Consider the following 23,471-nt stretch of genomic DNA (forward strand, 5'->3'; position numbering starts at 1 on the left):
AGCATCCGTAACTTCTACCTCGTATAGACCTACTTCCAAGGAATTAACATCCTCGAGATTACTTGTAAAGCCATTTGGACCTGTCCAAGCATAACTGTATGGAAGTATACCACCTGTATTTGTAAGGTCTATAAAACCATCGTCGCTATCTCTACATGTAATGTCACTAACCTCGAAGGTTGTAATTAGTCTATCTGGTTCATCTACACCAGTACTGTCTGTAATTGTACAGCCATTGGCATCTGTAACTTCTATCACGTAGGTATTCGGAGAAAGTAATACGATATCCTGGGTTTGTGCTACCGGTGATCCGTCAGCTGTCCAATCATAAGTATAAGGGAAAACTCCTCCCAGAACAGTTAAGTCTATCGTTGCGTTGTCATCACCAAAACATACTGAATTAGTAGGGACAAGTGCTACCGAAAGTTCTTCGGGTTGAGCGATTGTAAAGGTTTTGAAAGTTGTACATCCTTGAGCATCCGTAACAGATACATCATAATCTCCAGCTGCAAGACCGGTAACAGATTCAACATCTGTTTGACCACTCGACCAGTTAATTGTATATGGCGCAGTGGCTTGGGAGATGAAGAGGGTTGCTCCACCATCTGTTAAACCAAAACAACTTATATTTTGTGTAAGTACACTTATTTTAAAGTTTACACAAGGAGGTTCATTGATATAAATACTGTCTTCTTTCACACAAGAATTAGCATCGAGAATTTCAACAAAGTAGGTACCCGCAGATAAATTCGTTGCGGTTTGTGTGATTTGATTTGTTGGCGTCCAAGTATATGTATAACCAGGTGTACCACCGGCAGGATTTGCTGTTGCTTCACCATCCGTACCTCCTATGGTAGTTGCATTAATACTCGTTATTGTATTGGTAATGAGACTAGGTTGAAAAACATCAACACTTGCTAAGTCGATACATCCCAAATCATCAGTAACAGTAACAGTATAGGTACCTGCACTTAAATTTGTAGCGTTTGCTGTATTTTGAACAGGAACTGTATTCCACGTGTACGAATAGGGAGGAGTACCTCCTGTTACAAATGAGGTTGCCTCAGCATCTCCATCACCGTAACACTCTAAATTCGTATTACTTGCCGTTATTTGTAATCCAGAACAAGTAGGGTTGTTTACCACAACACTTCCAGTGGTAACACAACCATTGGCGTCCGTTACCGTAACTGTTGCAATTCCATAACATAAAGAGTCAGCCGTTAAATTAAAATCACCGTTTGACCAAACTTGTGTGTATGGAGCCGTACCACCTGATATTACCACAGTCGCAGTACCATCACAGGTTGTATCCGAACTTGTATTTGTACTTGAAATAGAAAGTTGTAATGCAGGTGGTTCTACCACTTGAATAGCACTTTCTACAGAACATCCTATAGAATCTGTAACGGTTACACTGTAAGTTCCTGAAGATACTATAATTGAGGGGGCTATAGAGCCTGTAGACCAAGCATATGAATAGGGTTGAATCCCTCCAGATACTCCTGCTTCTAGTGTGGTAGTTCCATCTAAACAAGCAATAGGAGCGTAGAAAGGATCTGCCATTATGGTGTCAGAAAAACGAATGACCACCGTATCGGAGGTGTTGGCACATCCGCCACCAGCACCTGTTGATTCTAAATATAATTCTACACTTCCAGCGGCAATTTCTGCTGCAGTGGGGCTGTATGTTGCTATAATTGAGGTGTTGCTCGGCGCAAACGATCCTGCTCCTCCAGACCAAAGTACGGAGGTGGTGTTCGCTGAACTTCCTTCTAAGAAAGCATCAGGATTTGTAGCACAGAGAATTTGATCCTCACCGGCGTCAACCGTTGGGGGTTGACTTTCGATAATAGAAACCGGTAAATTAAATGAGGGACATGTTGGGCTATTTAAACCGTCACTAATTCTTGCTGCATAAGATCCTTGTGCGTTAAAGAGGTAAGTAGAATCTGTAGCAAGGGTGTCGTTCATATCGTTTATCCAGTCTATAGTGTATTCACCAAAACCGCCAGAAACACTTGCAGTAACCAACACATCTCCACCTTCACAAATTTCTGCAGGGTTAGGGGAGTATGATGCTGCTAAAGCATCAAAGGTGTAGAGTCTAACAGTATCTATGGTTTCGTAAGAACCACATTCAAGAGATACCTGTTGTGTTCCTGTAATTACATAATCTATCCATTCGGGAGCTCCTGCTAAAGGTTCAAAGAAAGGACTATTACAGTCTAAACAACTCAAGTATGAATCATAAAGGGCTAAGTCAACTGCTCCATCTGAGGAATTTACAGCAGAAATAGTTATTGAATCCAATCCAAAAATATTTACAGGTAAGCTACATCCTACTCTTGTAGAATCATCATTGGGAAAAGTAGGTTTTAGTATTTGTCTTAAGAAAAAGGTGTTTTCATTGTTCCCTGGTTTACCATATCCAATTTTATAATTAGGTCCTTGTATATAGGGCGGAAGACAAACTGCCTGTCCGGCAGGAGCGGTGGTGTCACAAACACCAGCCACAATAGTATCACCACCATCAATAAAGTGATACACACCAGAACCCGAAGGATTGGCTCCGTCTTCAATACCAATCTCTACCGCAACAACATTGGGGTTTAATTTGGCATAAAAGGAAATGAAATTAATGTTAGATACCTCTCCACAACATTGTCCTGTCCTGACAATACTTGGTGAAACATATACACTGTCTGGATAATCAGAGAGGTCGACTGTTAAAAGTGGCACAGTAGCGTCACATTCTGGTAATGACTGAGCCATCACATTTAGGTTCAGCATTGCTGTTAACATCCCTAAAATATAGAAGAGACGAGGTCTAGCAACGGAACCTGTAAAAGGTTTCGTTCGTTTCATAGCAGTAAGTTTTATTGTATTATATACAAATCAAAAATGGACGTTGATCACTGTATGAAGATGGAAGGGAATTTTGTGTTTGTAGGGTTCAAAATTCGAAAAACCAGTGCCGTTTGTGTATAATCCAATTGTAAAAGTTACTTATAAGTTAAGTGAACTTTTTCAATTATCCAACAGAAATATCATGTTTTAAAACGGTGTAATTAGTTGGTCATAAGTGGTTTACCTATGTATTTAGTTCTTGCTTCCCGCATGAGTGTTAGTGTGTGTTTAACAAAACGATACATTTTTGTTAAATGAAAGACTTAGTATTGATTAAAAATAAATATTCAATTTGATGACGATATGAGCAAAATTGAAAGAAACAATTCAAATACAAAGAAGATTTAGTTCCTATTTGGGGTCGAAAATAGATACTCAAAATGAATTATTAAGCACAAAAAAAAGGAAGCTTATTCAGCCTCCTTTTTTATTTATTGTATCTCTATTTCTTTCTAAAGAAAATTCTAATCGGAACTCCTTCAAAGTCAAAGTTCTCTCTTAATTTATTTTCTAAGAATCTCTTGTAATCATCTCTAATGTATTGTGGTAAATTACAGAAGAATGCAAAAGCCGGCGCATGGGTTGGTAACTGGCTCACAAACTTAATCTTAATGAATTTACCTTTTACAGAGGGTGGAGGATTGTGTTCCATTACCTCTTGCATTACATCATTTAATACGGATGTAGGTATTTTACGAATTCTGTTTTCATATACTTCCATCGTTGTTTCCAAAGCTTTGTGTATACGTTGCTTTGTTAAGGCAGAAGTAAAGATGATAGGCACATTATTAAAAGGGGCCAATTGTTCTCTAATTTTTTCCTCAAATGCCTTGGTTGTCGTATGGTCTTTTTCAATTAAATCCCACTTGTTTACCAATACTACAACTCCTTTGTGGTTCTTCTCACAGATGTAGAAAATGTTCAAATCTTGTTTTTGAATCCCTTCTTCTGCATCAATCATGAATACACAAACATCAGAGTTTTCTATGGTTCTTATAGAACGTAAAACAGAATAATATTCAATGTCTTCGGTAACTTTCGCCTTCTTACGAATACCTGCAGTATCTATAATAACGAAATCAAATCCGTAGGCATTGTAACGCGTATTGATGGAGTCTCTTGTTGTTCCACTAATATTGGTAACAATGTTTCTATCCTCACCAATCAAAGCGTTAATCATAGAAGATTTCCCAACGTTTGGTCTACCTACGAAAGCAATTTTCGGTAAGTTTTCTTCTTCGTCGATGTCCTCGTCTTGTTCAAATTCTTTAACGATATCGTCTAATAGTTCTCCAGTACCAGAACCATTTACAGCGGATAGGTCATAAACATTTCCTAAACCAAGTCCCCAGAACTCTGAAGACAAACCAATTCTGTCTGTATTATCTACTTTATTAGCACCAATAAAGATTTTCTTATCCGTCTTACGCAAGATATTTACAACAGCATCATCTAAATCAGTGATACCTGTCATAACATCCACCATAAAAATAATAACGTTAGCCTCTTCTATGGCAATCTTTACTTGCTTTGCAATTTCATCTTCGAATATGTCGTCAGATCCTTGCACGTACCCCCCTGTATCAATTACAGAAAACTCTGTACCACACCATTCTCCACGACCATAAATTCTGTCTCGCGTAACACCGCTAACCTCTTTTACAATCGCCTTACGCGATTCAGTTAGTCGATTAAAAAGTGTAGATTTCCCAACGTTGGGTCTACCTACTATCGCAATAATGTTACTCATCTTAGTATCCGTATTTCTTTAATTTACCTTCAGAAGCTCTCCAATCTTTATCCACTTTAACAAAAGTTTCTAAGAATACTTTTTTCCCGATGAATGCTTCCAAATCTTTTCGTGCGTCTATACCTATGTATTTCAGCATGCGGCCTTGTTGACCAATAATTATCCCTTTCTGCGAGTCGCGTTCAACAATGATTACGGCTCTTATTTTTACGATGTGACCTTCGTCTTTGTAATCGGTAATTTCTACCTGACAAGCGTAAGGCACTTCTTTTTTCGTGTTTAAAAAGATCTTTTCTCTGATGATTTCAGAAACGAAAAAACGCATCGGTCTGTCAGAAATCTCATCCTTGTCAAAGTAAGGTGGGTTCTCGGGTAACAATTCCAACAAAATTTCCCAAACTGCATCTACGTTAAAGCCGTGTAAGGCAGAAATAGGTAAAACTCTAGCTTCTGGTAACTGTTCTTGCCAATATGCTAATCGCTCTGCTGCTTTCTCTTGATCTTTAATATCGATTTTATTCACCAAACAAAGTACAGGACATTTTAAGCGCTTAATTCTGTCCAAGGTCGCTTTGTGGTTCATTTCATCTTCAAAAATGTCGGTAATAAATAACAATACATCCGCATCCTTTAGAGAAGACTCCACGTAGCTCATCATGGCATCGTGTAACTTGTAGGCAGAGTTTACTACCCCTGGAGTATCTGAAAAAATGATTTGATAATCTTCTTCATTTACAATACCGTGAATTCTATGACGCGTTGTTTGCGCCTTTGAAGTTACAATGGATAATTTTTCCCCTACTAATCGGTTCATCAAGGTAGATTTACCAACGTTTGGACTCCCTACTATATTTACAAAACCTGCTTTGTGTGCCATAATTTCTAAAATCGAGTACAAAGAAACGGATTTTAATTCATTTAACATTAATTATTGCTGATGCCTGAGGTAACAAAGCGTAGTTTTTACAATTTCATTCCTCACTTCAATGAATTCAAATGAAAAAGGCTACCCATTGGATAGCCTTTTTGAAGTATGTTGTACGGTGTTTATTTACCGTGACATTGCTTGTATTTCTTACCACTTCCACATGGACAAGGTGCATTACGCTCTATCTTCTTTTCTGCTACTGCAGGTTGAGGTTTAGGAGCGCTTTGTCTTGCCGAGTTTGCCATTGCCTCGTCGTAACCTTGACTACCTTGGAATTGTTGAGGAGCTGTAGCTGTTTGGTTGCTTGCTTCTCTATCAATAGCCTTGGCTTTGTCGTAGTGATTCTCTGCTTGAACCCCTTGGTTAGAACTCTGAACTTGCTGTTGAACTGGAATAATCGCTTTCACTAAGAATTCAGTAGTTTCCTCATTCAATCTATTCATCATTGCCTTAAACAAGTTGAAAGATTCAATTTTGTAAATTACTAATGGATCTTTTTGCTCGTACTGTGCTTGACGTACAGCTACTTTCAAGTCATCCATTTCTCTCAAATGCTCTTTCCACTCGTTGTCTATCAATCCTAAAACAATTGCTTTTTCGTAGTTCTTGATGATAGACTTACAGTTTGTTTCTTTTGCTTCCTTAATCGTAGAGCTCACTTCCATTCCACGTCTTCCATCTGTAAATGGAACCTTGATGTGTCTGTCGTGATTCGCTGGATCTTGGAATAAGTTATCGATAGTTGGCATAATCATTTGTGCCAATTTCTCGTTTTTCTCTTCGTATTTTGTAAGTGCTTTGTCGTAAACTTCGTTGATCAAATCCTCCTTCTTCATAGAATCGAAAGCTTTCTCATCTACTGGAGATTGAATTCCAAGTGTACGCATCAAGTCTAATTCGAAATCTTTGAAAGAACCTGGTGCATTGTATTGGTTACAAATAGCCTCGGCCATATCGTAGAACATGTTAGCGATGTCTAAATCTAAACGGTCACCATATAAAGCATTTTTACGTTTCTTGTAAATCGCCTTACGTTGCGCGTTCATTACATCATCATATTCTAACAAATGCTTACGGTTACCAAAGTTGTTCTCTTCAACTTTTTTCTGCGCTCTTTCAATTGACTTAGAAATCATGTTGTGTGTAATCACTTCACCTTCTTCTAATCCCATTCTGTCCATTAAACGTGCAATACGCTCAGAACCGAACTTACGCATCAAATCGTCTTCTAAAGAAACAAAGAACTGAGATGAACCTGGATCTCCTTGACGTCCAGCACGACCTCTTAACTGTCTGTCAACACGTCTAGAATCATGACGTTCCGTACCAATAATCGCTAAACCACCTGCTTCTTTTACTCCAGCTTGTAATTTAATATCGGTACCCCTACCTGCCATGTTCGTTGCAATAGTAACTGCCTTTGGTCTACCTGCTTCAGCAACAATTTCAGATTCTCTCTGGTGCTGCTTGGCATTCAATACATTGTGTTGAATACCTTTCATCTGAAGCATTCTACTCAACAATTCAGAAATCTCTACCGTAGTAGTACCTACTAATACAGGTCTGTTTTGTTCCGTTAATCGTTGAACTTCTTCAATTACAGCATTGAATTTTTCACGCTGTGTTTTGTATACTAAATCGTTTTTGTCTTCTCTAGCAATCGGTCGGTTGGTTGGAATTACCACAACATCTAATTCGTAAATGTCCCAGAATTCTTTCGCTTCCGTTTCGGCTGTACCTGTCATACCCGATAACTTGTGGTACATTCTAAAGTAGTTCTGTAAAGAAACCGTAGCGTAAGTCTGTGTAGCCGCCTCAACTTTTACATTTTCTTTCGCTTCTATGGCTTGGTGTAATCCGTCAGAGTAACGTCTACCTTCCATAATACGACCTGTTGACTCATCAACAATCTTTACTTTACCTTCTTGAATTACGTATTCAACTTCTTTTTCGAATAAGGTGTACGCTTTCAATAATTGGTTAATAGAGTGGATACGCTCAGACTTGATAGAGTAATCTCTAATCAATTCATCTTTCTTCGCGCTTAACTCTTCTGCAGATAATCCAGCCTTTTCTAATTCTGCAATCTCAGAACCAATGTCTGGCAAAATGTAGAATTTAGGATCGTTGTTTCCAGAAATTAAGTCAATTCCTTTATCTGTTAAATCTATCGTGTTGTTTTTCTCATCAATAACAAAGTATAATTCATTATCGATAATTGGCATTTGCTTGTTTTGCTCTGCCATGTAGAAGTTCTCTGTCTTTTGCAAGTGCGCTTTCACACCTGGTTCAGATAAGAACTTAATCAATGCTTTATTCTTAGGTAAACCTCTGTAAGCTCTCAATAATTTTTTACCACCTTCTTCTAAAGCAATTTTTTGTGCTTTCTTGTCTTCAAGTGGAGAATTGATCACAGCTAATTCTTTCTTCGCTTCTGCAAAGATTTTGGTAATCAAAGCTTTTTGAGCACTCACCACCTTTTCTACCAAAGGTTTCAAAGCAACAAATTCTTGCTGGTCACCTCTTGGCGTAGGTCCAGAAATAATCAACGGAGTACGTGCATCATCAATTAATACACTATCCACCTCATCAATAATTGCGTAGTGGTGCTTTCCTTGTACAAGCGATCCTAAATCACTTGCCATGTTATCTCTTAGGTAATCGAAACCAAATTCGTTGTTGGTACCAAACGTAATGTTAGAACGGTACGCTTTTTTACGTGCTTCCGAATTCGGTTGGTGCTTGTCTATACAATCTACCGTTAAACCGTGGAATTGGTAAAGTGGTCCCATCCATTCCGAGTCACGTTTTGCTAAGTAGTCATTCACCGTTACAACGTGAACTCCTTTTCCAGCCAAGGCGTTTAAGTAAACGGGCAATGTTGCTACCAAAGTTTTACCTTCACCGGTTTGCATCTCAGAAATGTTTCCGTTGTGCAACACAGCTCCACCCATCAACTGTACGTCGTAGTGTACCATGTTCCATTCCACTTCAGATCCTGCAGCTGTCCATTTGTTGGCCCAAATTGCTTTGTCACCATCTATGGTAATACCGTCGCTTTTCAATGAAAGCTCTCTGTCTAAGTCTGTAGCCGTTACAACCAGCTGCTTGTTTACAGACCATCTTCTTGCTGTTTCCTTAATGGTGGCAAAGGCGTCTGGTAAAATATCTTTTAAAACTTCTTCTATCTTCTTGTCTATCTCTCCAGATAAGTTGTCAATTCTTTCAAAAAGGCTTTCCTTATCTATTACAGATGTTGCAGGGTCGTTCGCTTTTTTATCTAAACCGGCCACTTCATTTTCCAATTCGGCAGTTGCCTTAGCAATTTGCTCCTGAAAAGAAATGGTTCTAGCTCTTAATTCATCATCACTGATAGATGATAGCGTAACGAAAATCTCGTTTGTTTTATCGATAATAGGCTGATAGTCTTTTCTGTCTTTCACAGATTTATCACCTAATAGTTTTTTTAATATTCCTCCAAGCATGATGGCTTCGTATTTTTTATTGTCGTTCCAAAAATAGTGTTTTGTTAAAATTTAGAACGTCCTTTTGTTTTTTAATTCGTTTCACTCGTCTTGTCACAAACCATTCCAGTTCCATTTGGGTGACACTCTGTCACTTTTGTTACCAAAAATCAAAGTGCGGCGTCAGTTTGAGAAGTGAAGGGTGACGGTTGTCTGACAAAATCGCGGTGCAAGTTGTCGGTATTAAAACTTTGCGAACAGAAAGTTCATAAATTGATAATAGGTAAAAAGTGGTTGTGGGCGCTCGAGCGGGCTATTCGCTATAGTTCTCACCCGAATAAATTCGGGCTGTGGGCTGCCGCTGCTATCCCTAGCGCAAAAGACAAAAAAAATCCCGATTCATCAAGAACCGGGAAATATCTTTGCTAATATTCGTCCTCGTTAAAGAAGAAGTCTTCTTTGGTCGGATAATCAGGCCAAATATCTTCAATGCTTTCGTAAATCTCACCTTCGTCTTCAATAGCCTGTAGGTTTTCTACAACCTCTAAAGGAGCTCCAGTTCTAATTGCGAAATCAATTAATTCATCCTTTGCTGCTGGCCACGGGGCATCTTCTAAGTAAGAAGCAAGTTCTAGAGTCCAATACATATCTTAAGTTTTAAAAGTCTATAATTTCGGCAAAAGTAAATTTTATTTCTATAAATCCAAATTTTAGCTTACATACTTGCCTTTTTTCTATCTACGGAAGAATTACATTCTTGGTTTCCAAGGAATTTCTTTGGCATTTAAATCCTTGGTCAACTTACGCGATAATACAAATAAATAATCGCTTAATCTATTTAAATATTGTATCACTAATGGAGAAACTTCTGCTTCTTCGGCTAACGCTATGGTGTTACGTTCGGCTCTTCTACATACACAACGAGCAATGTGGGTATGTGAAACGGTAGTATGACCACCCGGTAAAATAAAAGAACGCATAGGTTCAAGTTCTTCATCCATTTTATCCATGGCTTCTTCCAAGAATGTGATGTCCTTCTCTTCCAATTCAGGAAGTTTCATTTTAGAATTCGGAACAGAAGCTAAAATAGAACCTATCGTAAAAAGTCTGTCTTGTATTTCTATAAGCTGATTATAGTATTCTTCTTTAATTTCCTGATCGCGAATAATTCCAACAAAAGAGTTTAATTCATCCACTGTCCCGTAAGCTTCAATGCGTAAATCGTATTTCTTTACTCTTACTCCACCTATCAAAGAAGTTTCTCCTTTATCTCCTGTTTTAGTATATACTTTCATCTATTTCTTTTTCAATATAAAATGTTCTTTTTCTTGGTTTTTTCTCAAGGCAACTACACCCATGCGGAAAAAATCTATGCTCAAATGATAATCATTTTTTTTGATTATTTGTTGCCAGGCATCAAACATATCTTCACTCCAGCGAATATCGTCTATTACAATCAAGCTTTCGTTGTGCAGGTTCTTTTGCAATTTTTCAAGGAGTTCAAACAAAGCCTCAGAGCGATGATCACCGTCTATAAATACTAAATCGTAACGTTGATTATCTCCATCTAAATATTGAGAGAATGGTGCACAATGTAAGGTGCATTTATCCTCTACTTTTAAAGTTTTAAGATTTTCCTTGGCTTTGGTGTGTAGGTTTTTGCATCCTTCAATACTTGTTACTTGTTCAAGGGTGCTGATCTGACTCAAATAGGCTGTGCCCAACCCTAGGTTTGTACCCAATTCCAAAACCTGTTTAGCTTTAATATGTTCTCCTAGTTGAAAAAGCAATTTGCCATAGGAGGGTGTGGTACGTGCTCGTTTTGCAATAGTTTTTAAACGTTCTGTGCTCGAATTTCCTTTTTTAGATCCAGCGCCATAGGGTGTAATTTTTAACACTGTATTATTCTTTAACAAGGATTTCTCAAGCTTCTTAAAACGTTGTGAAAAATCATTAGAAAAGTTAAAACGGAAGCTTTCGTCTTGCAAACGATAGACGTAGGGTGAATGTACACCGTGTCTTCTTTTGGCGCGAAAACGATATTTTATAAATTCAATTGCTATATTCACAGTTTCGGAAAAGGACGAAATTACAGAATTTATAGCTATCTAATCCAATGATTGATTTAGAAAAAAGTATAGAAAAACAGCGCGAAGAAGTCTTTAGTAAGCACCCAGAAGTTAAGTTGCACAGCGTGTGTAAACTCAATGATGGAGTAATTAAACACAATAAAATTGAACGTAATTACTTTAAAACGGTGTATGCAGATACAGATTTGAAAACTGCGGTTTTTATCCCAGCCTCGGGTTCGGGTTCGCGTATGTTTCAATTCTTATACGACTTTTTAAGTTCTCCTTCACAAGAAGATAGAGGTAGGGTAGAACGTTTTTTTTCAAACCTGAAAAAGTTTGCCTTTTTTGAATTGTTGCCTTTCGACCTGAAAAAGCGTATTGCTAAATACGATTATGAAGTAGAAGAAATCATTGAGTTTATTTTAGAAAATGAGGGATTGAATTTGGGAAGTTTACCCAAAGGTCTTATTCCTTTTCATCGCAACGGTAGATTTATTTTAAATGCTTTTCAAGAGCAAGTACTACAAGCTATACGTTTAAAAGAAGATGAATTACATTTTCATTTCACGATCAATAAGAACTTTGAAGAACAAATCACTACGAGTTTATTAAGTGTACAGCATTTAACAGGGCTCAATTTAAATGTTACTTTTTCAGAACAATCTCCATCTACAAACGCTGTTGCATTTAATAGTAATGGTACGGTGGTGAAAACAGACGAAGGAGAGATTTTGACCAGACCATCGGGACATGGTGCCTTATTACAGAATTTAAATGGACTGCAAGAAGATTTAATTTTTGTGAAGAACATAGACAATGTTCAACATGAGAATTTATCAGAAACAAGCGTGGATAGTTTACGTTACATGGCCGGACTCCTATTAGAGTTCAAAAAGGACATGCAAGAGGCGTTGAAATCAAATACACCAAAAATTGCCTTAGCCAAATTGAACCAGGAATATCAATTCGCTCCTTTGGATGAGGATTTTGAAGCTTTTGAAGAGGAAGAGTTATTGGCATTTATGAATAGACCTATGCGCGTTTGTGGTATGGTTCGAAATGAAGGTCAACCAGGTGGAGGACCATTTTGGGTGGAAGATGAAAAGGGTGTTTCTAAACAAATTGTAGAGAAGGCTCAAATTAGCCCGAAAGGTGACCAGTACAATAAAATGGTGCAATCTCAATACTTTAATCCGGTATTAATGGTGCTGAATCCTCAAGATTTGGCGGGGAATAAGTTAGACTTAGATCAGTACGTAGACAAGGATAAGTATTTTGTAGTCGACAAAGCTTACAAAGGAGTAGATATAAAATTTAGAGAAAACCCTGGTCTGTGGAACGGAGGAATGGCCAATTGGAATACGCTGTTTGTTGAAGTTCCATCGGAAAGTTTTAGTCCTGTAAAAACGGTATTAGATTTATTAGACCCCTCTCACTTAGATAAGTAAAATCATACGAAAATATTGAATTGAAGGAGGTGTTGTTGAAGCACCTCTTTTTTTATGTTTAAAAGTGATTTCAGTAATAAATTGACAACAATTATTGAGGTACGATGTTTACTTTTACTTTAGATTACATGAAGTAGGTAAATAATGAGATTTATCAGACGAAAAAGATTGAACAAAAAAGAAGGAGAAAATATGCTCAACTGGAACGATGTAATAAAGTATGCTAATCATGGAGCGCCAGCACCAGAAAAGCGTGTAGAGAAGAGTGAGGAAGAGTGGCGTGAGCTTTTGGATGCTGAAACCTTTCGAATAACAAGGCAACATGGAACAGAAGCACCACACTCAGGAGCTTTGTGTAAGGCGCATGATCCAGGGAAGTATACCTGTGTTTGTTGTGATACGATATTGTTTGATTCCAATATAAAGTTTGAATCTGGGACAGGTTGGCCAAGCTTTACACAGCCGTACAAGGAGAACGCTGTGGCGTATAAGAAAGATGTTTCTTATGGTATGGTGCGCGTAGAAATTTTGTGCAACACATGTGATTCGCATTTGGGGCATGTTTTTCCAGATGGACCAGCGCCAAGTGGGTTAAGGTACTGTGTGAATTCAGCAAGTATACGTTTATTAAAAGAAGAAGAAAATAATGGGTAATATGCAATTGGCCACTTTTGGTGGTGGATGTTTTTGGTGTGTGGAAACACTTATGCGTAGGTTAAAAGGTGTTGACGAAGTAATTTCAGGTTATACTGGGGGGATTGCACCAGGAAAACCTACCTACAGAGAAGTGTGTTCAGGTTTAACAGGGCATGCTGAAGTAGTTCAAGTTCGTTTTGATGCTGACATCATTTCATACAGAGAATTGTTGCAGATATTTATGACAAGTCATGACCCGACTACATTGAACCGTCAAGGAGCAGATGTAGGAACGCAATATAGATCTTGCATTTTTTATCACGATGCTGCTCAGAAGGAGGTAGCAACTGAAGTGTTGCAAGAAATGAATGAGGTATATGACGATGCAGTAACCACAACATTAGAGGAAATGCGTGTTTTTTATGATGCTGAGGATTATCATCAAGATTACTTCAATAATAACGGAGAACAAAGTTATTGTCAGGCTGTAATCTCTCCAAAATTGGCGAAGTTTAGAAAAATGTATGCGGATAAATTAAAAGAAGAATAAGCATGGCAAACAAAATTATCCACGATAAAGAAGCATGTAAGTTTGTCTTGAAGGTAAACGACGGAGGAGAAGCATTCATTGATTATAAGGAAAAAGATGGTCTTTTACATTTGGTGTATTCTGAAGTTCCGAAAGTATACAGAGGGAAGGGGATAGGTAAGGAATTAGTGCTGAAATCTTTTGAATTGCTCACCAAAGAAGGCTACAATGCAAAAGCTGTTTGTGGGTATATAAAAGCCGTAAAACAAAGAAGTGAAAAGTGGCAAGATATAATCGAATAATTTTTTATCTTTCTTGAATCCAAAACCTATTTATGAAAATTTTAGCCTTTGCCGGTAGTAACAGTAAAAATTCAATTAATAAAGCCTTAGTCACCCATGTTTCCACCTATTTTAAAGGATGCGATCTTCATTATTTAGACTTGAATGAATTTAGCCTTCCTATGTACGGTATAGATCATGAAAGAGAAAAAGGTATACCCAATGCTGCTTACAGTTTTATCAATACATTTAAAAAGTGCGATTTAATTCTCTTGTCTCTGGCAGAACATAATGGAGCCTACACAGCGGCATTTAAAAATATTTTAGATTGGTGTTCAAGAATTCCAGGTGAAACTGTATTTCAAGAGAAACCTATGTTTTTAATGTCTACCTCACCGGGTGCTAGGGGAGCCAAGGGTGTTTTAGAACTTGGAGCCAATCGTTTTCCTAGACATGGAGCAAAAGTTTTAGCAACCTTAAGTCTCCCAAAGTTTAAAGAAAATTTTGAACGAGGAAAAGGGATAGTAAACCTTGAATTTAGGCAGCAATTTGAAGAAACAGCAAAAGAGGTTTTTGAAAAAATAAAGGAGGATTAGTATACTCTTTTTTTAGGTCTGTATTTTATTGCTTATTCCCACAGTTTATAATTGCTTTTTAGGAATCAACGAATCCTGTTGAACAGAGGTGTTGAAGTGGGGGATTTTTTTCCTTTTTATTAAAAACAAAATTCTATATTTGCCCAATTAGATAAATGGTGAATGATTATGGCTACAAAATCAGCTTCAGCTCCAAAGAAAACTACACGTAAAAGTGCTGCGAAAAATCAGCTAAAGTTTTCTAAAGAACAATACATAAAATGGTACAAGGATATGCTTCTCATGCGTAAATTCGAAGAGAAAGCAGGTCAATTATATATACAGCAAAAATTTGGTGGATTCTGTCACCTTTATATCGGTCAGGAAGCTGTAGTTGCAGGAACTGTTTCTGGTTCTCGTCCAACAGATAAGCACATGACGGCATATAGAGATCACGCCCACCCAATTGGATTAGGTACTGATCCTCGTGTTTTAATGGCAGAACTTTACGGAAGATCTACAGGATGTTCTAAAGGTAAAGGTGGTTCTATGCACTTCTTTGATAAAGAGAAAAACTTTATGGGAGGTCACGGAATCGTTGGTGCACAAATTCCTATGGGAGCAGGTGTTGCTTTTGCTGAGAAGTACAACGAGACAGATAACTGTGTATTCGTTTCTATGGGAGACGGTGCAGTTCGTCAAGGTGCCTTGCACGAGACGTTTAACATGGCAATGAACTGGAAGTTACCAGTAATTTTCATTATCGAAAATAACAACTACGCCATGGGTACTTCTGTAGAGAGAACTACAAATGTTACTGATCTATCAAAAATTGGTGATTCTTACGAAATGCCTTCTCAATCTGTAAATGGTATGTCACCAGAAGCAGTGCATGAAGCAGTTGAAGAAGCAGCAACAAGAGCTAGAAATGGAGAAGGACCAACTTTGTTAGATATCCGTACATACAGATATAAAGGTCACTCTATGTCAGACCCTCAGAAATACAGAACGAAAGAAGAGGTTGCTGAGTACCAAGCACAAGATCCTGTTGAGCACTGTTTACAAGTGATTAAGGACAATAAGTTCTTGACAGAAGAAGAAATTAAAGAAATTCAAGACTGGGTAAAGAAAGAAGTGCAAGAGTCTATTGACTTCGCTGAAAACTCTCCATACCCAGAAGGGAAAGAGTTATACGAAGACGTATACATGCAAGAAGATTACCCTTATATTAAAGAATACTAAAAAACATTAGAATAAAATGGCTGAAGTAATTTTAATGCCGAAGTTGTCTGATACTATGACTGAAGGAGTAGTAGCAGAATGGCATGTAAAAGTAGGAGAAGAAGTTAGTTCTGGAGACTTGTTAGCGGAAATTGAGACGGACAAGGCTACCATGGAATTCGAATCTTTCTACGATGGTGTGTTATTGCACATCGGTGTAGAAAAAGGAGCTACAGCACCTGTAAATGACGTTTTAGCGATCATAGGTGAGAAGGGAGAGAATGTTGAGGAGATTTTAGCAAATGCAGGTTCTCAAGCGCCAGCAGCAGCTCCAGCAGAAGAAGAGAAGAAAGAGGAAGCTCCAGCAGCGGCACCTGCCCCAGCAGCAGAAAAGCCTGCGCCGGCAGCAACTCCAGCTCCACAGCCAGCAGCAGCTCCAGTTGCAAGTCCAAACGGAGATAGAATTTTTGCTTCTCCATTGGCAAAGAAATTAGCAGAAGAAAAAGGAATAGATATCGCCTTGGTTAAGGGGACAGGTGAAAACGGACGTATCGTTAAGAGAGACGTTGAGCACTACGTACCTTATGTACCGGCAGCAGGAAGCGCAGCTCCAACAAGAACTGCAGTTGTAGGTCAGGAGTCTTACACAGATGAGAATGTATCTCAAATGCGTAAAACAATTGCAAGAAGATTAGCGGAGAGCAAGTTTACAGCACCTCATTTCTACATCACTATGGATATAGATATGGACAACGCTATTGCTTCTCGAAAAGCAATCAATTCTCAAGAAGGAGTGAAGGTTTCTTTTAACGATATGGTAATCAAAGCGGTTTCTATGTCATTAAGAAAACACCCAGCAATCAATTCTGCTTGGATGGGAGACTTCATCCGTAGAAATGAGCATATTCACATTGGTGTTGCTGTAGCGGTTGATGAAGGATTGTTAGTTCCAGTTATCCGTTTTGCAGATTCTAAAGGAATGAGCGAAATTGGAGCTGAAGTGAAGCAATTAGCACAAGCTGCAAAAGACAAAAAATTACAACCGAAAGACTGGGAAGGAAATACATTTACAATTTCTAATTTGGGAATGTTTGGTGTAGAAGAATTTACAGCAATTGTTAACCCACCAGATAGCTGTATTTTAGCGATTGGAGGTATCAAACAAGTTCCAGTTGTTAAGGATGGAGCGGTAGTACCAGGAAACGTTATGAAAGTAACTTTATCATGTGATCACAGAGTGGTTGATGGAGCTTCTGGAGCAGCGTTCTTGAATACGTTCAAACAATATATGGAGAATCCAGTAATGATGTTGGTGTAAGCACTAACATTATTAAAAACATATTAAACGCCGTTTGCATTTTTGTAAGCGGCGTTTTTTTTTTATGTCTGCCTGAAACGGATATGAAAGTTTCTTTTTGTCATTTAATAGCTTAGAAATGAAGGGATAACTTCATTTTTTTAGAGCGATGGAAATTAAAGGTTGATAAAACGCTTTATGTAACCACTTACACCGTAAATAGGGAGCTTTGGAATCATTCAATTTTTTTCACGACAATTCACAATTAAAACTTTGAATATAATTAATCGAATGCTACATTTGTAGTAAGTCATATTTTATGCAAGATATAAAGCTTATCATACAAGAAATCCAGAAAAGAGGAGAGGCATTGAAGTCAGAATTGGCCAAAATGCAAAGTGATAATGCGTCTTTGCAAGATAAGGTAGCTTTACTTACACGTAATTTGGAAACCAAACAAAGTGAAGTAAAGGACCTAACATCTCAAATAGATCATTTAAATGTAGCTTTAAAAGAGAGTGAAGCAAAAGCAAACTCCGCGCAGGTAAATGATGAAGAAATTGACTTTTTAGTAAGGGAAATTGACGATTGTATAAATCGTTTGAAGCAATAGATAGAATGAGCAAGTTGTCTATAAAAGTTGTAGTCGCTGGAAGAAATTATCCACTTACCATCAATGAAGGTGAGGAGGAGAAAATCAAGGCTGCTGCAGAAAAGATTAACAGTAGCATTAAAATGTTACAAGACAACTACGCCGTAAAAGATATGCAAGATTTACTTGCAATGACCGCATTACAATTAGCGACCAAAGTAGAAAATGGGGAGAAATCAGCATCTGATATAGATAAAAAGGAGCTGATGACCTTGTTGAATGATTTGGCGGATGTACTAGCGTAAATTGCAGTATTCATATATAATAGTTTCCCACAGGTGTCAGCACATGGCTGTACGCGGTGGGATTTTTTTTTAATATAAATTATGGAAATAATAATAGGAATAGTAATAGGAGTTGTAGCCGGAGCGTTAGTCGCTTTTGTGGTGCAAAATGTACTCCTTAAAAAGAGGAAGGAACAAATCCTCAAAGAGGCAGAAACGGAAGGTGAAGCCCTTAAAAAAGACAAAATCTTACAGGCGAAAGAGAAGTTCTTAAACTTGAAAGAGAATCATGAAAAAATGATTAAAGACAGAGAGCGTAAATTGCAATCTGCTGAAGATAGAACCAAGAATAAAGAGAAAAATTTATCAAAGAAAACTGAAGAGGTTAACCGTAAAGAAAAAGCTTTAAATGCTCAGCAAAAGACCTTAGAAGATAAGATCAATACCGTTGAGTTGAAGAATGAGGAGTTAGAGAAATTGCAGCAAAAAAGAGTGTTGGAATTATCTCGTATTTCTGGAATGCAACCAGAAGATGCTAAAAAGCAGATGATGGAAGCGATCAAAGATGAGGCGCGTACAGATGCTATGGCCTACATCAAGGACATTACGGATGAAGCTAAGTTAAATGCAAATAGAGAAGCGAAGAAAATCGTTATTCAATCTATTCAGCGTGTAGCAACAGAGCAAGCAATTGAGAATTCAGTATCTGTTTTCAACATTGATTCTGATGAGGTAAAAGGACGTATCATCGGTAGAGAAGGTCGTAACATTAGAGCTTTAGAAGCAGCTACGGGAGTAGAAATTATTGTAGATGATACTCCCGAAGCGATTATCCTATCTTGTTTCGATCCAGTAAGAAGAGAAATAGCACGTTTATCACTTCACCAATTGGTTTCTGATGGACGTATTCACCCTGCTCGTATTGAAGAGGTGGTTGCTAAAACGAAGAAATCATTAGAAGAGGAAATCGCTGAAACAGGTAGAAGAACTTGTATCGATTTAGGAATTCACGGTTTACACCCTGAGTTAACAAGAGCAGTAGGTAGAATGAAGTATCGTTCTTCTTACGGACAAAACTTATTGCAACACTCGAGAGAGGTAGCTAACCTTTGTGCAGTTATGGCAGCAGAGCTTGGTTTAAATGTGAAGTTGGCGAAAAGAGCAGGATTGTTACACGATATAGGAAAAGTTCCAGACGAGGAGCCAGAATTACCACACGCAGTGTTAGGTATGAAGTGGGCAGAGAAGTATGGAGAGAAACCAGATGTATGCAACGCAATTGGAGCTCACCACGACGAAGTAGAGATGAAGTCATTAATCGCTCCTATCGTTCAGGTATGTGATGCTGTTTCTGGTGCAAGACCAGGTGCACGTCGTGAAATCGTTGAAAGCTACATCAAGCGAATCAAAGACCTTGAAAGCTTAGCGTTGTCTTACGATGGTGTTACAAATGCCTACGCGATCCAAGCAGGTAGAGAATTGAGAGTAATGGTTGAGAGTGAAAAGGTAACTGACTTAAAAGCAGATGAATTATCATTTACTATTTCTCAAAAGATTCAAACAGAAATGACTTACCCTGGTCAGGTTAAAGTAACCGTGATCAGAGAAAAGAGATCTGTGAACTACGCAAAATAGAAAACAAAAGTCACTTAATAGAAGCCCTTTTACTGTATGTAAGAGGGCTTTTTTTATTTACCTATTTTCGTTTTTTGAAAAGAAGAAGTAGAGTAGGCTACTTTCTATAATAAACCTATCTTTGCAGCCGTTAAGAGGAAGAATGTTAAAACGAATCAATTTAAAATCAGAACTGGTAAAATCAGTTGTGCTACTCACTTCAGGAACAGTCTTGGCGCAATTGATCAATATGCTTTTAACTCCGGTTATCACGCGTTTGTTCTCCCCTGATGAATTAGGAGAGTTAGGATATTTTGTGAGGTGGGCAACTTTTGTATCCTCTGTCGCTTCTGCGCGTTATGAATTAGCAATATCCTTACCCAAGTCTCACGCCCATGGTTTTCAAATATTTAGGATTGCTCTACAGATAAGTAGTTTGACGCTTTTATTAGTCCTTGTTGGCGGAGGAACGTATTACTTGTTCTCAGGCATGGATGGTTACACACTGTTTTTTGTAGTTTCCTTGGTATTGGCTTGTTTTGGTATCATATTTAGAATGATAGGTACTAATTGGGCGATTAAAACCAAATCATTTAAAAGAATTTCTGCTTCGAAAATTACAGAAGCTTTAGGCGTTACAGGTTTCAAGATCTTTGCAGGGTTAATGAATTGGGGAGTTGTAGGCCTAATTATAGCTACTGTGCTTGGAATATTTGCATCGGCAATATTATTTGTTATTAACTTTTTTAAGGAGAGAAAAAATCCTGATTATAAATCAAGTAAGGCCAAACGATTTGTGTTGATGAGAGAATATGTGGATTTTCCAAAAGTTAACTTACCGCATATTATTATTGATACGGGTAAGGATTTACTTATGGCATATCTAATTGTTGAATTGTTCGATAAAGCGACTTTTGGTTCTTATGATCATTCTTTTAGAATGTTAAGGGTTCCGTTGATGTTTATTGGAGCTTCTATTGGTCAAGTTTTTTTCCAAAGAGCATCTGAGAGTTTTGCAGCCAAAAAAGAAATATACCCCCTATTAAAAAGGACGACTATTTTACTAACCTTATTGTCACTTGTTCCGTTTGGGTTAGTGTTCGTCTTTGGTGAGCAAATGTTCTTTTGGGTGTTTGGTGAAGAATGGGGGGAGAGTGGTAAAATTGCAGAAGCAATTGCACCTTGGTTAATGATCAATTTCATAGCGTCTCCAATTTCTACCATACCCTTAGTTATAAAAAAACAGGCAACGTTTTTCTGGTTAGGATTAGGAGCCTCTTTAATTCAATTAATAGGGTTTGGGTTGTTACCATTTATAAGTGTGTTTAATAATTATTTAGAATATTTCAATGTGGTAGGCTGGAGTATGGCTGTGTTCCTGCTTTTTACCGTAATTTATAAATTGAAATTAGTGAAAGAAGCAGATGTTAGGAATAATGCGTGAGGGAAGTAAGTCTGAGTTGAAACAAATTTGGAAAATAGAGTATTTGTTTATATTCACAATGCTTAGTGTTTTGGTGGGTTCAAAAATGTTTGGTATCTCTTTACCTGGATTCACACTTAACTTAAGCATGATACTGTTGTTTATTTGCTTTTTTATTTTCTTTAAAAAGGTAGGTTTCAATAAAAAGGTAATGTTATATGGGGCTCCAATTGTTGTTTTAGCATTGTATAGCTGTTTGCAATTGTTTTATGTAGAAGGGGTTACATTAGCCATTGTAGAAGTAAGGTCTTTACTTATGATGGCACTAACCGTGGTTGTGGCACTGTATGCTCGCGTTTATTTTCAAAAACGATTGCTTTACGTTCTATTGTCAAAAGTGTTTTGGACACTCTTTATCATGCTTACACTTTTTGGGTTGTTTGAATATTTTACTGGTATTCATATTTGGGCTACAGGAATAGATACAATTTTAGATTTTAAGATTTCAGATTTCACCTTTGCACCACGTTTTATCTGGGGGAATCCAAACAACTTTATTACAGCATTTCTTGTTGTAAGTGCGGGAATTGTTTTAGTAGATACTCGCTTAAAACAAAACGTTTTCAAGCAGTTTCTAATTTTAATCGGACTTTTCTTTTTCAGTGATATCGCTCAATCAAAGTTCGGAATTATTTCTTCGGTTGTATATACCTTTTATTTGTTTTATTTAAACAAGGAATTACTTATAGATAAGTTAAGAAGTAATAAGCTAACCTTGATAATAGCGATGGCTATGACACTAGGAATTGTGCTGAATGCTAATTGGTTTTTAGGACCCAAGTTTGGAGAAAGTAGAGATTACTTTTTGAATGAGGTTCTTATTGTAAATGATAGTACTGGGAATTACGAGTACATAAATAAAAAGAAACTCAATGAAGATAATCGTGAATTGATGATTAAGCGATTAAAATTCGCCAAAACTAAAAGGTCTTTAGGTAGTACTGAGCTCCGCGTTCATTTAATTAAAAATGGATTGCAATATTATTTAGAAGAACCGATTTTTGGAATTGGTCCTGGGCAATATCAATACAAAACTAGAACTGGGCAAAACAAATATTATGTTGGTTCATTGCAAGGTTCACATCATTTTGTTATGGATATAATTTCTCAATACGGATTGATAGGGATTTCCTTCCTATTGATTTATACTTTTTGGATAGTTAAATTTATGTTCAATGGAATTACCTGGGATAGGAGAATGGCAAGTTTAATATCCTTAATCTTCATCTTTTGCGCAAGTAATTTACCCAGTAAATTTTCAAGTTATGAATATGCGTATTTAGCTATTGCGATTATTACCTTAGTGGCATTCAAACCAAATTTAGAATTGGATGAAAATAGGCTTTAATGGACTTCCTCTTTTTACCAAAGAATTAACACAGAAACTAAAAAGTTTTGACCTTAAGAATAAGTATGTTTTCTACAATACCTATGAGGAACTAAAGTCAAAGATTCGGTTAATGTTAAGTGTATCTACGTTAGATGGTTTTGTTTCATTTAAAGGAGTTAGTGAGAATAGTAAAAGTTTAGATCTTATACTTAAAAAGAATGTGCCATTAATCATGTATTGGCATGGTACAGATGTAAGTCTAGCGATTGAAAGAGCTAAAAAAGGAACAATCAATTGGAAGTATATTAAATGTGCAGAACATTATTCTGATGCGCCTTGGTTGATTGAAGAATTAAACTCTATTGGTGTGAAAGCACATTGTCTTCCTTTTAAATCTATTGGTCCGGCACAAGAGGCCAATGTTTATGATTATAAGAGTATTAAGGTCTTAAGTTATATTGGTCATGGACGGGAAGTGTTTTACGGAATCAAAGAAGTATTTAAATTGGCTTCTGATTATCCAGATGTTGAGTTTACCATAGTGGGGACTAAAAACAAATTTCCTGAAGCTCCGTCAAATGTCACTTTCTTGGGTTGGGTAATAGCTAATAAAATGGAACAACTCATGAAAACTCATGCTGTTTTATTGCGTTTAACGGAACATGATGGAAATGCTCAAATGATTATGGAGGCGAAAGCTATGGGAATGGAATGTATCTGGACGCAACCCGATGATGATGTGATTTACTGGAAGGGTGAAAAAAACTTGAATCTTTGTTTGAAAGAGGCTTTTAAAAGGGTTGAGGAGCGTGATGGAAAATCAAATGTTACCCTGGCTGAAAAAAGTATTAAATCTTACAATTCACGCCATGTAATCATCAATTTTATAGAAACTTTAAAGAAAAATTTTGACAAGTAAAAAACACATTGTAATCATAAGTATTTGGTTTTATCCGCTTAACAGAGTAGCAGTGAACCGTATTAATTCATTTGTGAAATACTTGAATAAGGATAAATATGACATAAGTGTTGTAACTCTTTTGCAAGATGACTCTCC

General features: G+C 37.3%; 20 protein-coding genes. 13 read left to right on the forward strand and 7 right to left on the reverse strand.

What is annotated here, in order from left to right:
* From R3333_RS02495 to R3333_RS02525, 7 genes are all read right to left on the reverse strand, one after another.
* The coding region (locus R3333_RS02495; protein WP_318956996.1) for a SprB repeat-containing protein at positions 1 to 2,868 on the reverse strand (2,868 nt) is incomplete at its 3' end.
* 484 nt (positions 2,869 to 3,352) lie between these two features.
* Positions 3,353 to 4,660 carry a ribosome biogenesis GTPase Der gene (gene der / locus R3333_RS02500; protein WP_318956997.1) on the reverse strand — a complete coding sequence of 436 codons (1,308 nt, stop codon included), beginning with the start codon at positions 4,658 to 4,660 and terminating at the stop codon, positions 3,353 to 3,355.
* Position 4,661: 1 nt separating this feature from the next.
* The gene (gene era / locus R3333_RS02505) at positions 4,662 to 5,537 is read right to left on the reverse strand and encodes a GTPase Era (protein WP_090249956.1); all 876 of its coding nucleotides are present in this window, start codon (positions 5,535 to 5,537) and stop codon (positions 4,662 to 4,664) included.
* A gap of 170 nt (positions 5,538 to 5,707) precedes the next feature.
* The gene (gene secA, locus R3333_RS02510; protein WP_318956998.1) at positions 5,708 to 9,073 is read right to left on the reverse strand and encodes a preprotein translocase subunit SecA; all 3,366 of its coding nucleotides are present in this window, start codon (positions 9,071 to 9,073) and stop codon (positions 5,708 to 5,710) included.
* 404 nt (positions 9,074 to 9,477) lie between these two features.
* The gene (locus R3333_RS02515; protein ID WP_090249729.1) at positions 9,478 to 9,699 is read right to left on the reverse strand and encodes a DUF2795 domain-containing protein; all 222 of its coding nucleotides are present in this window, start codon (positions 9,697 to 9,699) and stop codon (positions 9,478 to 9,480) included.
* A gap of 102 nt (positions 9,700 to 9,801) precedes the next feature.
* Positions 9,802 to 10,347, reverse strand: coding sequence for a cob(I)yrinic acid a,c-diamide adenosyltransferase (locus R3333_RS02520; protein ID WP_318956999.1), 546 nt, complete (start codon positions 10,345 to 10,347; stop codon positions 9,802 to 9,804).
* Positions 10,348 to 11,121, reverse strand: coding sequence for a class I SAM-dependent methyltransferase (locus R3333_RS02525; RefSeq protein WP_318957000.1), 774 nt, complete (start codon positions 11,119 to 11,121; stop codon positions 10,348 to 10,350).
* 47 nt (positions 11,122 to 11,168) lie between these two features.
* Here R3333_RS02525 and R3333_RS02530 point away from each other — a divergent pair, with 47 nt between their 5' ends.
* From R3333_RS02530 to R3333_RS02590, 13 genes are all read left to right on the forward strand, one after another.
* The gene (locus R3333_RS02530; RefSeq protein WP_318957001.1) at positions 11,169 to 12,572 is read left to right on the forward strand and encodes a DUF4301 family protein; all 1,404 of its coding nucleotides are present in this window, start codon (positions 11,169 to 11,171) and stop codon (positions 12,570 to 12,572) included.
* A 192-nt stretch (positions 12,573 to 12,764) separates the two neighbouring features.
* On the forward strand, positions 12,765 to 13,226 hold the full coding sequence (gene msrB, locus R3333_RS02535; RefSeq protein ID WP_318957013.1) for a peptide-methionine (R)-S-oxide reductase MsrB: 462 nt from the start codon (positions 12,765 to 12,767) through the stop codon (positions 13,224 to 13,226).
* Positions 13,219 to 13,758 carry a peptide-methionine (S)-S-oxide reductase MsrA gene (gene msrA, locus R3333_RS02540; protein WP_318957002.1) on the forward strand — a complete coding sequence of 180 codons (540 nt, stop codon included), beginning with the start codon at positions 13,219 to 13,221 and terminating at the stop codon, positions 13,756 to 13,758. Before msrB ends, msrA begins: the two co-directional genes overlap by 8 nt.
* Positions 13,759 to 13,760: 2 nt before the next feature.
* Entirely contained in the window at positions 13,761 to 14,039 is a 279-nt protein-coding gene (locus R3333_RS02545) for a GNAT family N-acetyltransferase (RefSeq protein WP_318957003.1), read from the forward strand.
* 32 nt (positions 14,040 to 14,071) lie between these two features.
* Positions 14,072 to 14,614, forward strand: a complete 543-nt coding sequence (locus R3333_RS02550) for an NAD(P)H-dependent oxidoreductase (RefSeq protein WP_318957004.1) — start codon at positions 14,072 to 14,074, stop codon at positions 14,612 to 14,614.
* A gap of 168 nt (positions 14,615 to 14,782) precedes the next feature.
* Complete coding sequence (pdhA, locus tag R3333_RS02555; protein WP_318957005.1) at positions 14,783 to 15,835, forward strand: pyruvate dehydrogenase (acetyl-transferring) E1 component subunit alpha; 1,053 nt, start codon at positions 14,783 to 14,785, stop codon at positions 15,833 to 15,835.
* A 16-nt stretch (positions 15,836 to 15,851) separates the two neighbouring features.
* Positions 15,852 to 17,132, forward strand: a complete 1,281-nt coding sequence (locus tag R3333_RS02560; RefSeq protein WP_318957006.1) for a pyruvate dehydrogenase complex dihydrolipoamide acetyltransferase — start codon at positions 15,852 to 15,854, stop codon at positions 17,130 to 17,132.
* A gap of 298 nt (positions 17,133 to 17,430) precedes the next feature.
* The gene (locus tag R3333_RS02565) at positions 17,431 to 17,724 is read left to right on the forward strand and encodes a hypothetical protein (RefSeq protein WP_318957007.1); all 294 of its coding nucleotides are present in this window, start codon (positions 17,431 to 17,433) and stop codon (positions 17,722 to 17,724) included.
* Between the two features lie 5 nt (positions 17,725 to 17,729).
* A complete protein-coding gene (locus R3333_RS02570) occupies positions 17,730 to 18,008 on the forward strand; it encodes a cell division protein ZapA (RefSeq protein ID WP_318957008.1) in 279 nt (92 codons plus the stop codon).
* A gap of 81 nt (positions 18,009 to 18,089) precedes the next feature.
* Positions 18,090 to 19,622 carry a ribonuclease Y gene (gene rny, locus R3333_RS02575; RefSeq protein ID WP_318957009.1) on the forward strand — a complete coding sequence of 511 codons (1,533 nt, stop codon included), beginning with the start codon at positions 18,090 to 18,092 and terminating at the stop codon, positions 19,620 to 19,622.
* Positions 19,623 to 19,764: 142 nt separating this feature from the next.
* Positions 19,765 to 21,045 carry a lipopolysaccharide biosynthesis protein gene (locus R3333_RS02580; RefSeq protein ID WP_318957010.1) on the forward strand — a complete coding sequence of 427 codons (1,281 nt, stop codon included), beginning with the start codon at positions 19,765 to 19,767 and terminating at the stop codon, positions 21,043 to 21,045.
* A complete protein-coding gene (locus R3333_RS02585) occupies positions 21,026 to 22,432 on the forward strand; it encodes an O-antigen ligase family protein (protein ID WP_318957011.1) in 1,407 nt (468 codons plus the stop codon). Before R3333_RS02580 ends, R3333_RS02585 begins: the two co-directional genes overlap by 20 nt.
* On the forward strand, positions 22,416 to 23,333 hold the full coding sequence (locus tag R3333_RS02590; RefSeq protein WP_318957012.1) for a hypothetical protein: 918 nt from the start codon (positions 22,416 to 22,418) through the stop codon (positions 23,331 to 23,333). The genes R3333_RS02585 and R3333_RS02590 overlap by 17 nt, the downstream gene beginning before the upstream one ends.
* Positions 23,334 to 23,471: the final 138 nt, after the last annotated feature.

Origin of the sequence: Lishizhenia sp., assembly GCF_033720595.1 — a bacterium.
In the GTDB taxonomy this organism is placed as follows: Bacteria; Bacteroidota; Bacteroidia; order Flavobacteriales_D; family Crocinitomicaceae; genus Lishizhenia.

What these genes read in the sequence shown, in the direction of transcription:
- R3333_RS02580 (WP_318957010.1), top strand. Translation starts at nt 19,765, where the DNA reads ATGTTAAAACGAATCAATTTAAAATCAGAACTGGTAAAATCAGTTGTG.
- der (WP_318956997.1), bottom strand. Translation starts at nt 4,660, where the DNA reads ATGAGTAACATTATTGCGATAGTAGGTAGACCCAACGTTGGGAAATCT.
- R3333_RS02515 (WP_090249729.1), bottom strand. Translation starts at nt 9,699, where the DNA reads ATGTATTGGACTCTAGAACTTGCTTCTTACTTAGAAGATGCCCCGTGG.
- R3333_RS02530 (WP_318957001.1), top strand. Translation starts at nt 11,169, where the DNA reads ATGATTGATTTAGAAAAAAGTATAGAAAAACAGCGCGAAGAAGTCTTT.
- R3333_RS02565 (WP_318957007.1), top strand. Translation starts at nt 17,431, where the DNA reads ATGCAAGATATAAAGCTTATCATACAAGAAATCCAGAAAAGAGGAGAG.
- R3333_RS02550 (WP_318957004.1), top strand. Translation starts at nt 14,072, where the DNA reads ATGAAAATTTTAGCCTTTGCCGGTAGTAACAGTAAAAATTCAATTAAT.
- msrA (WP_318957002.1), top strand. Translation starts at nt 13,219, where the DNA reads ATGGGTAATATGCAATTGGCCACTTTTGGTGGTGGATGTTTTTGGTGT.
- R3333_RS02545 (WP_318957003.1), top strand. Translation starts at nt 13,761, where the DNA reads ATGGCAAACAAAATTATCCACGATAAAGAAGCATGTAAGTTTGTCTTG.
- era (WP_090249956.1), bottom strand. Translation starts at nt 5,537, where the DNA reads ATGGCACACAAAGCAGGTTTTGTAAATATAGTAGGGAGTCCAAACGTT.
- R3333_RS02520 (WP_318956999.1), bottom strand. Translation starts at nt 10,347, where the DNA reads ATGAAAGTATATACTAAAACAGGAGATAAAGGAGAAACTTCTTTGATA.
- msrB (WP_318957013.1), top strand. Translation starts at nt 12,765, where the DNA reads ATGCTCAACTGGAACGATGTAATAAAGTATGCTAATCATGGAGCGCCA.
- R3333_RS02590 (WP_318957012.1), top strand. Translation starts at nt 22,416, where the DNA reads ATGAAAATAGGCTTTAATGGACTTCCTCTTTTTACCAAAGAATTAACA.
- rny (WP_318957009.1), top strand. Translation starts at nt 18,090, where the DNA reads ATGGAAATAATAATAGGAATAGTAATAGGAGTTGTAGCCGGAGCGTTA.
- R3333_RS02570 (WP_318957008.1), top strand. Translation starts at nt 17,730, where the DNA reads ATGAGCAAGTTGTCTATAAAAGTTGTAGTCGCTGGAAGAAATTATCCA.
- pdhA (WP_318957005.1), top strand. Translation starts at nt 14,783, where the DNA reads ATGGCTACAAAATCAGCTTCAGCTCCAAAGAAAACTACACGTAAAAGT.
- R3333_RS02585 (WP_318957011.1), top strand. Translation starts at nt 21,026, where the DNA reads ATGTTAGGAATAATGCGTGAGGGAAGTAAGTCTGAGTTGAAACAAATT.
- secA (WP_318956998.1), bottom strand. Translation starts at nt 9,073, where the DNA reads ATGCTTGGAGGAATATTAAAAAAACTATTAGGTGATAAATCTGTGAAA.
- R3333_RS02560 (WP_318957006.1), top strand. Translation starts at nt 15,852, where the DNA reads ATGGCTGAAGTAATTTTAATGCCGAAGTTGTCTGATACTATGACTGAA.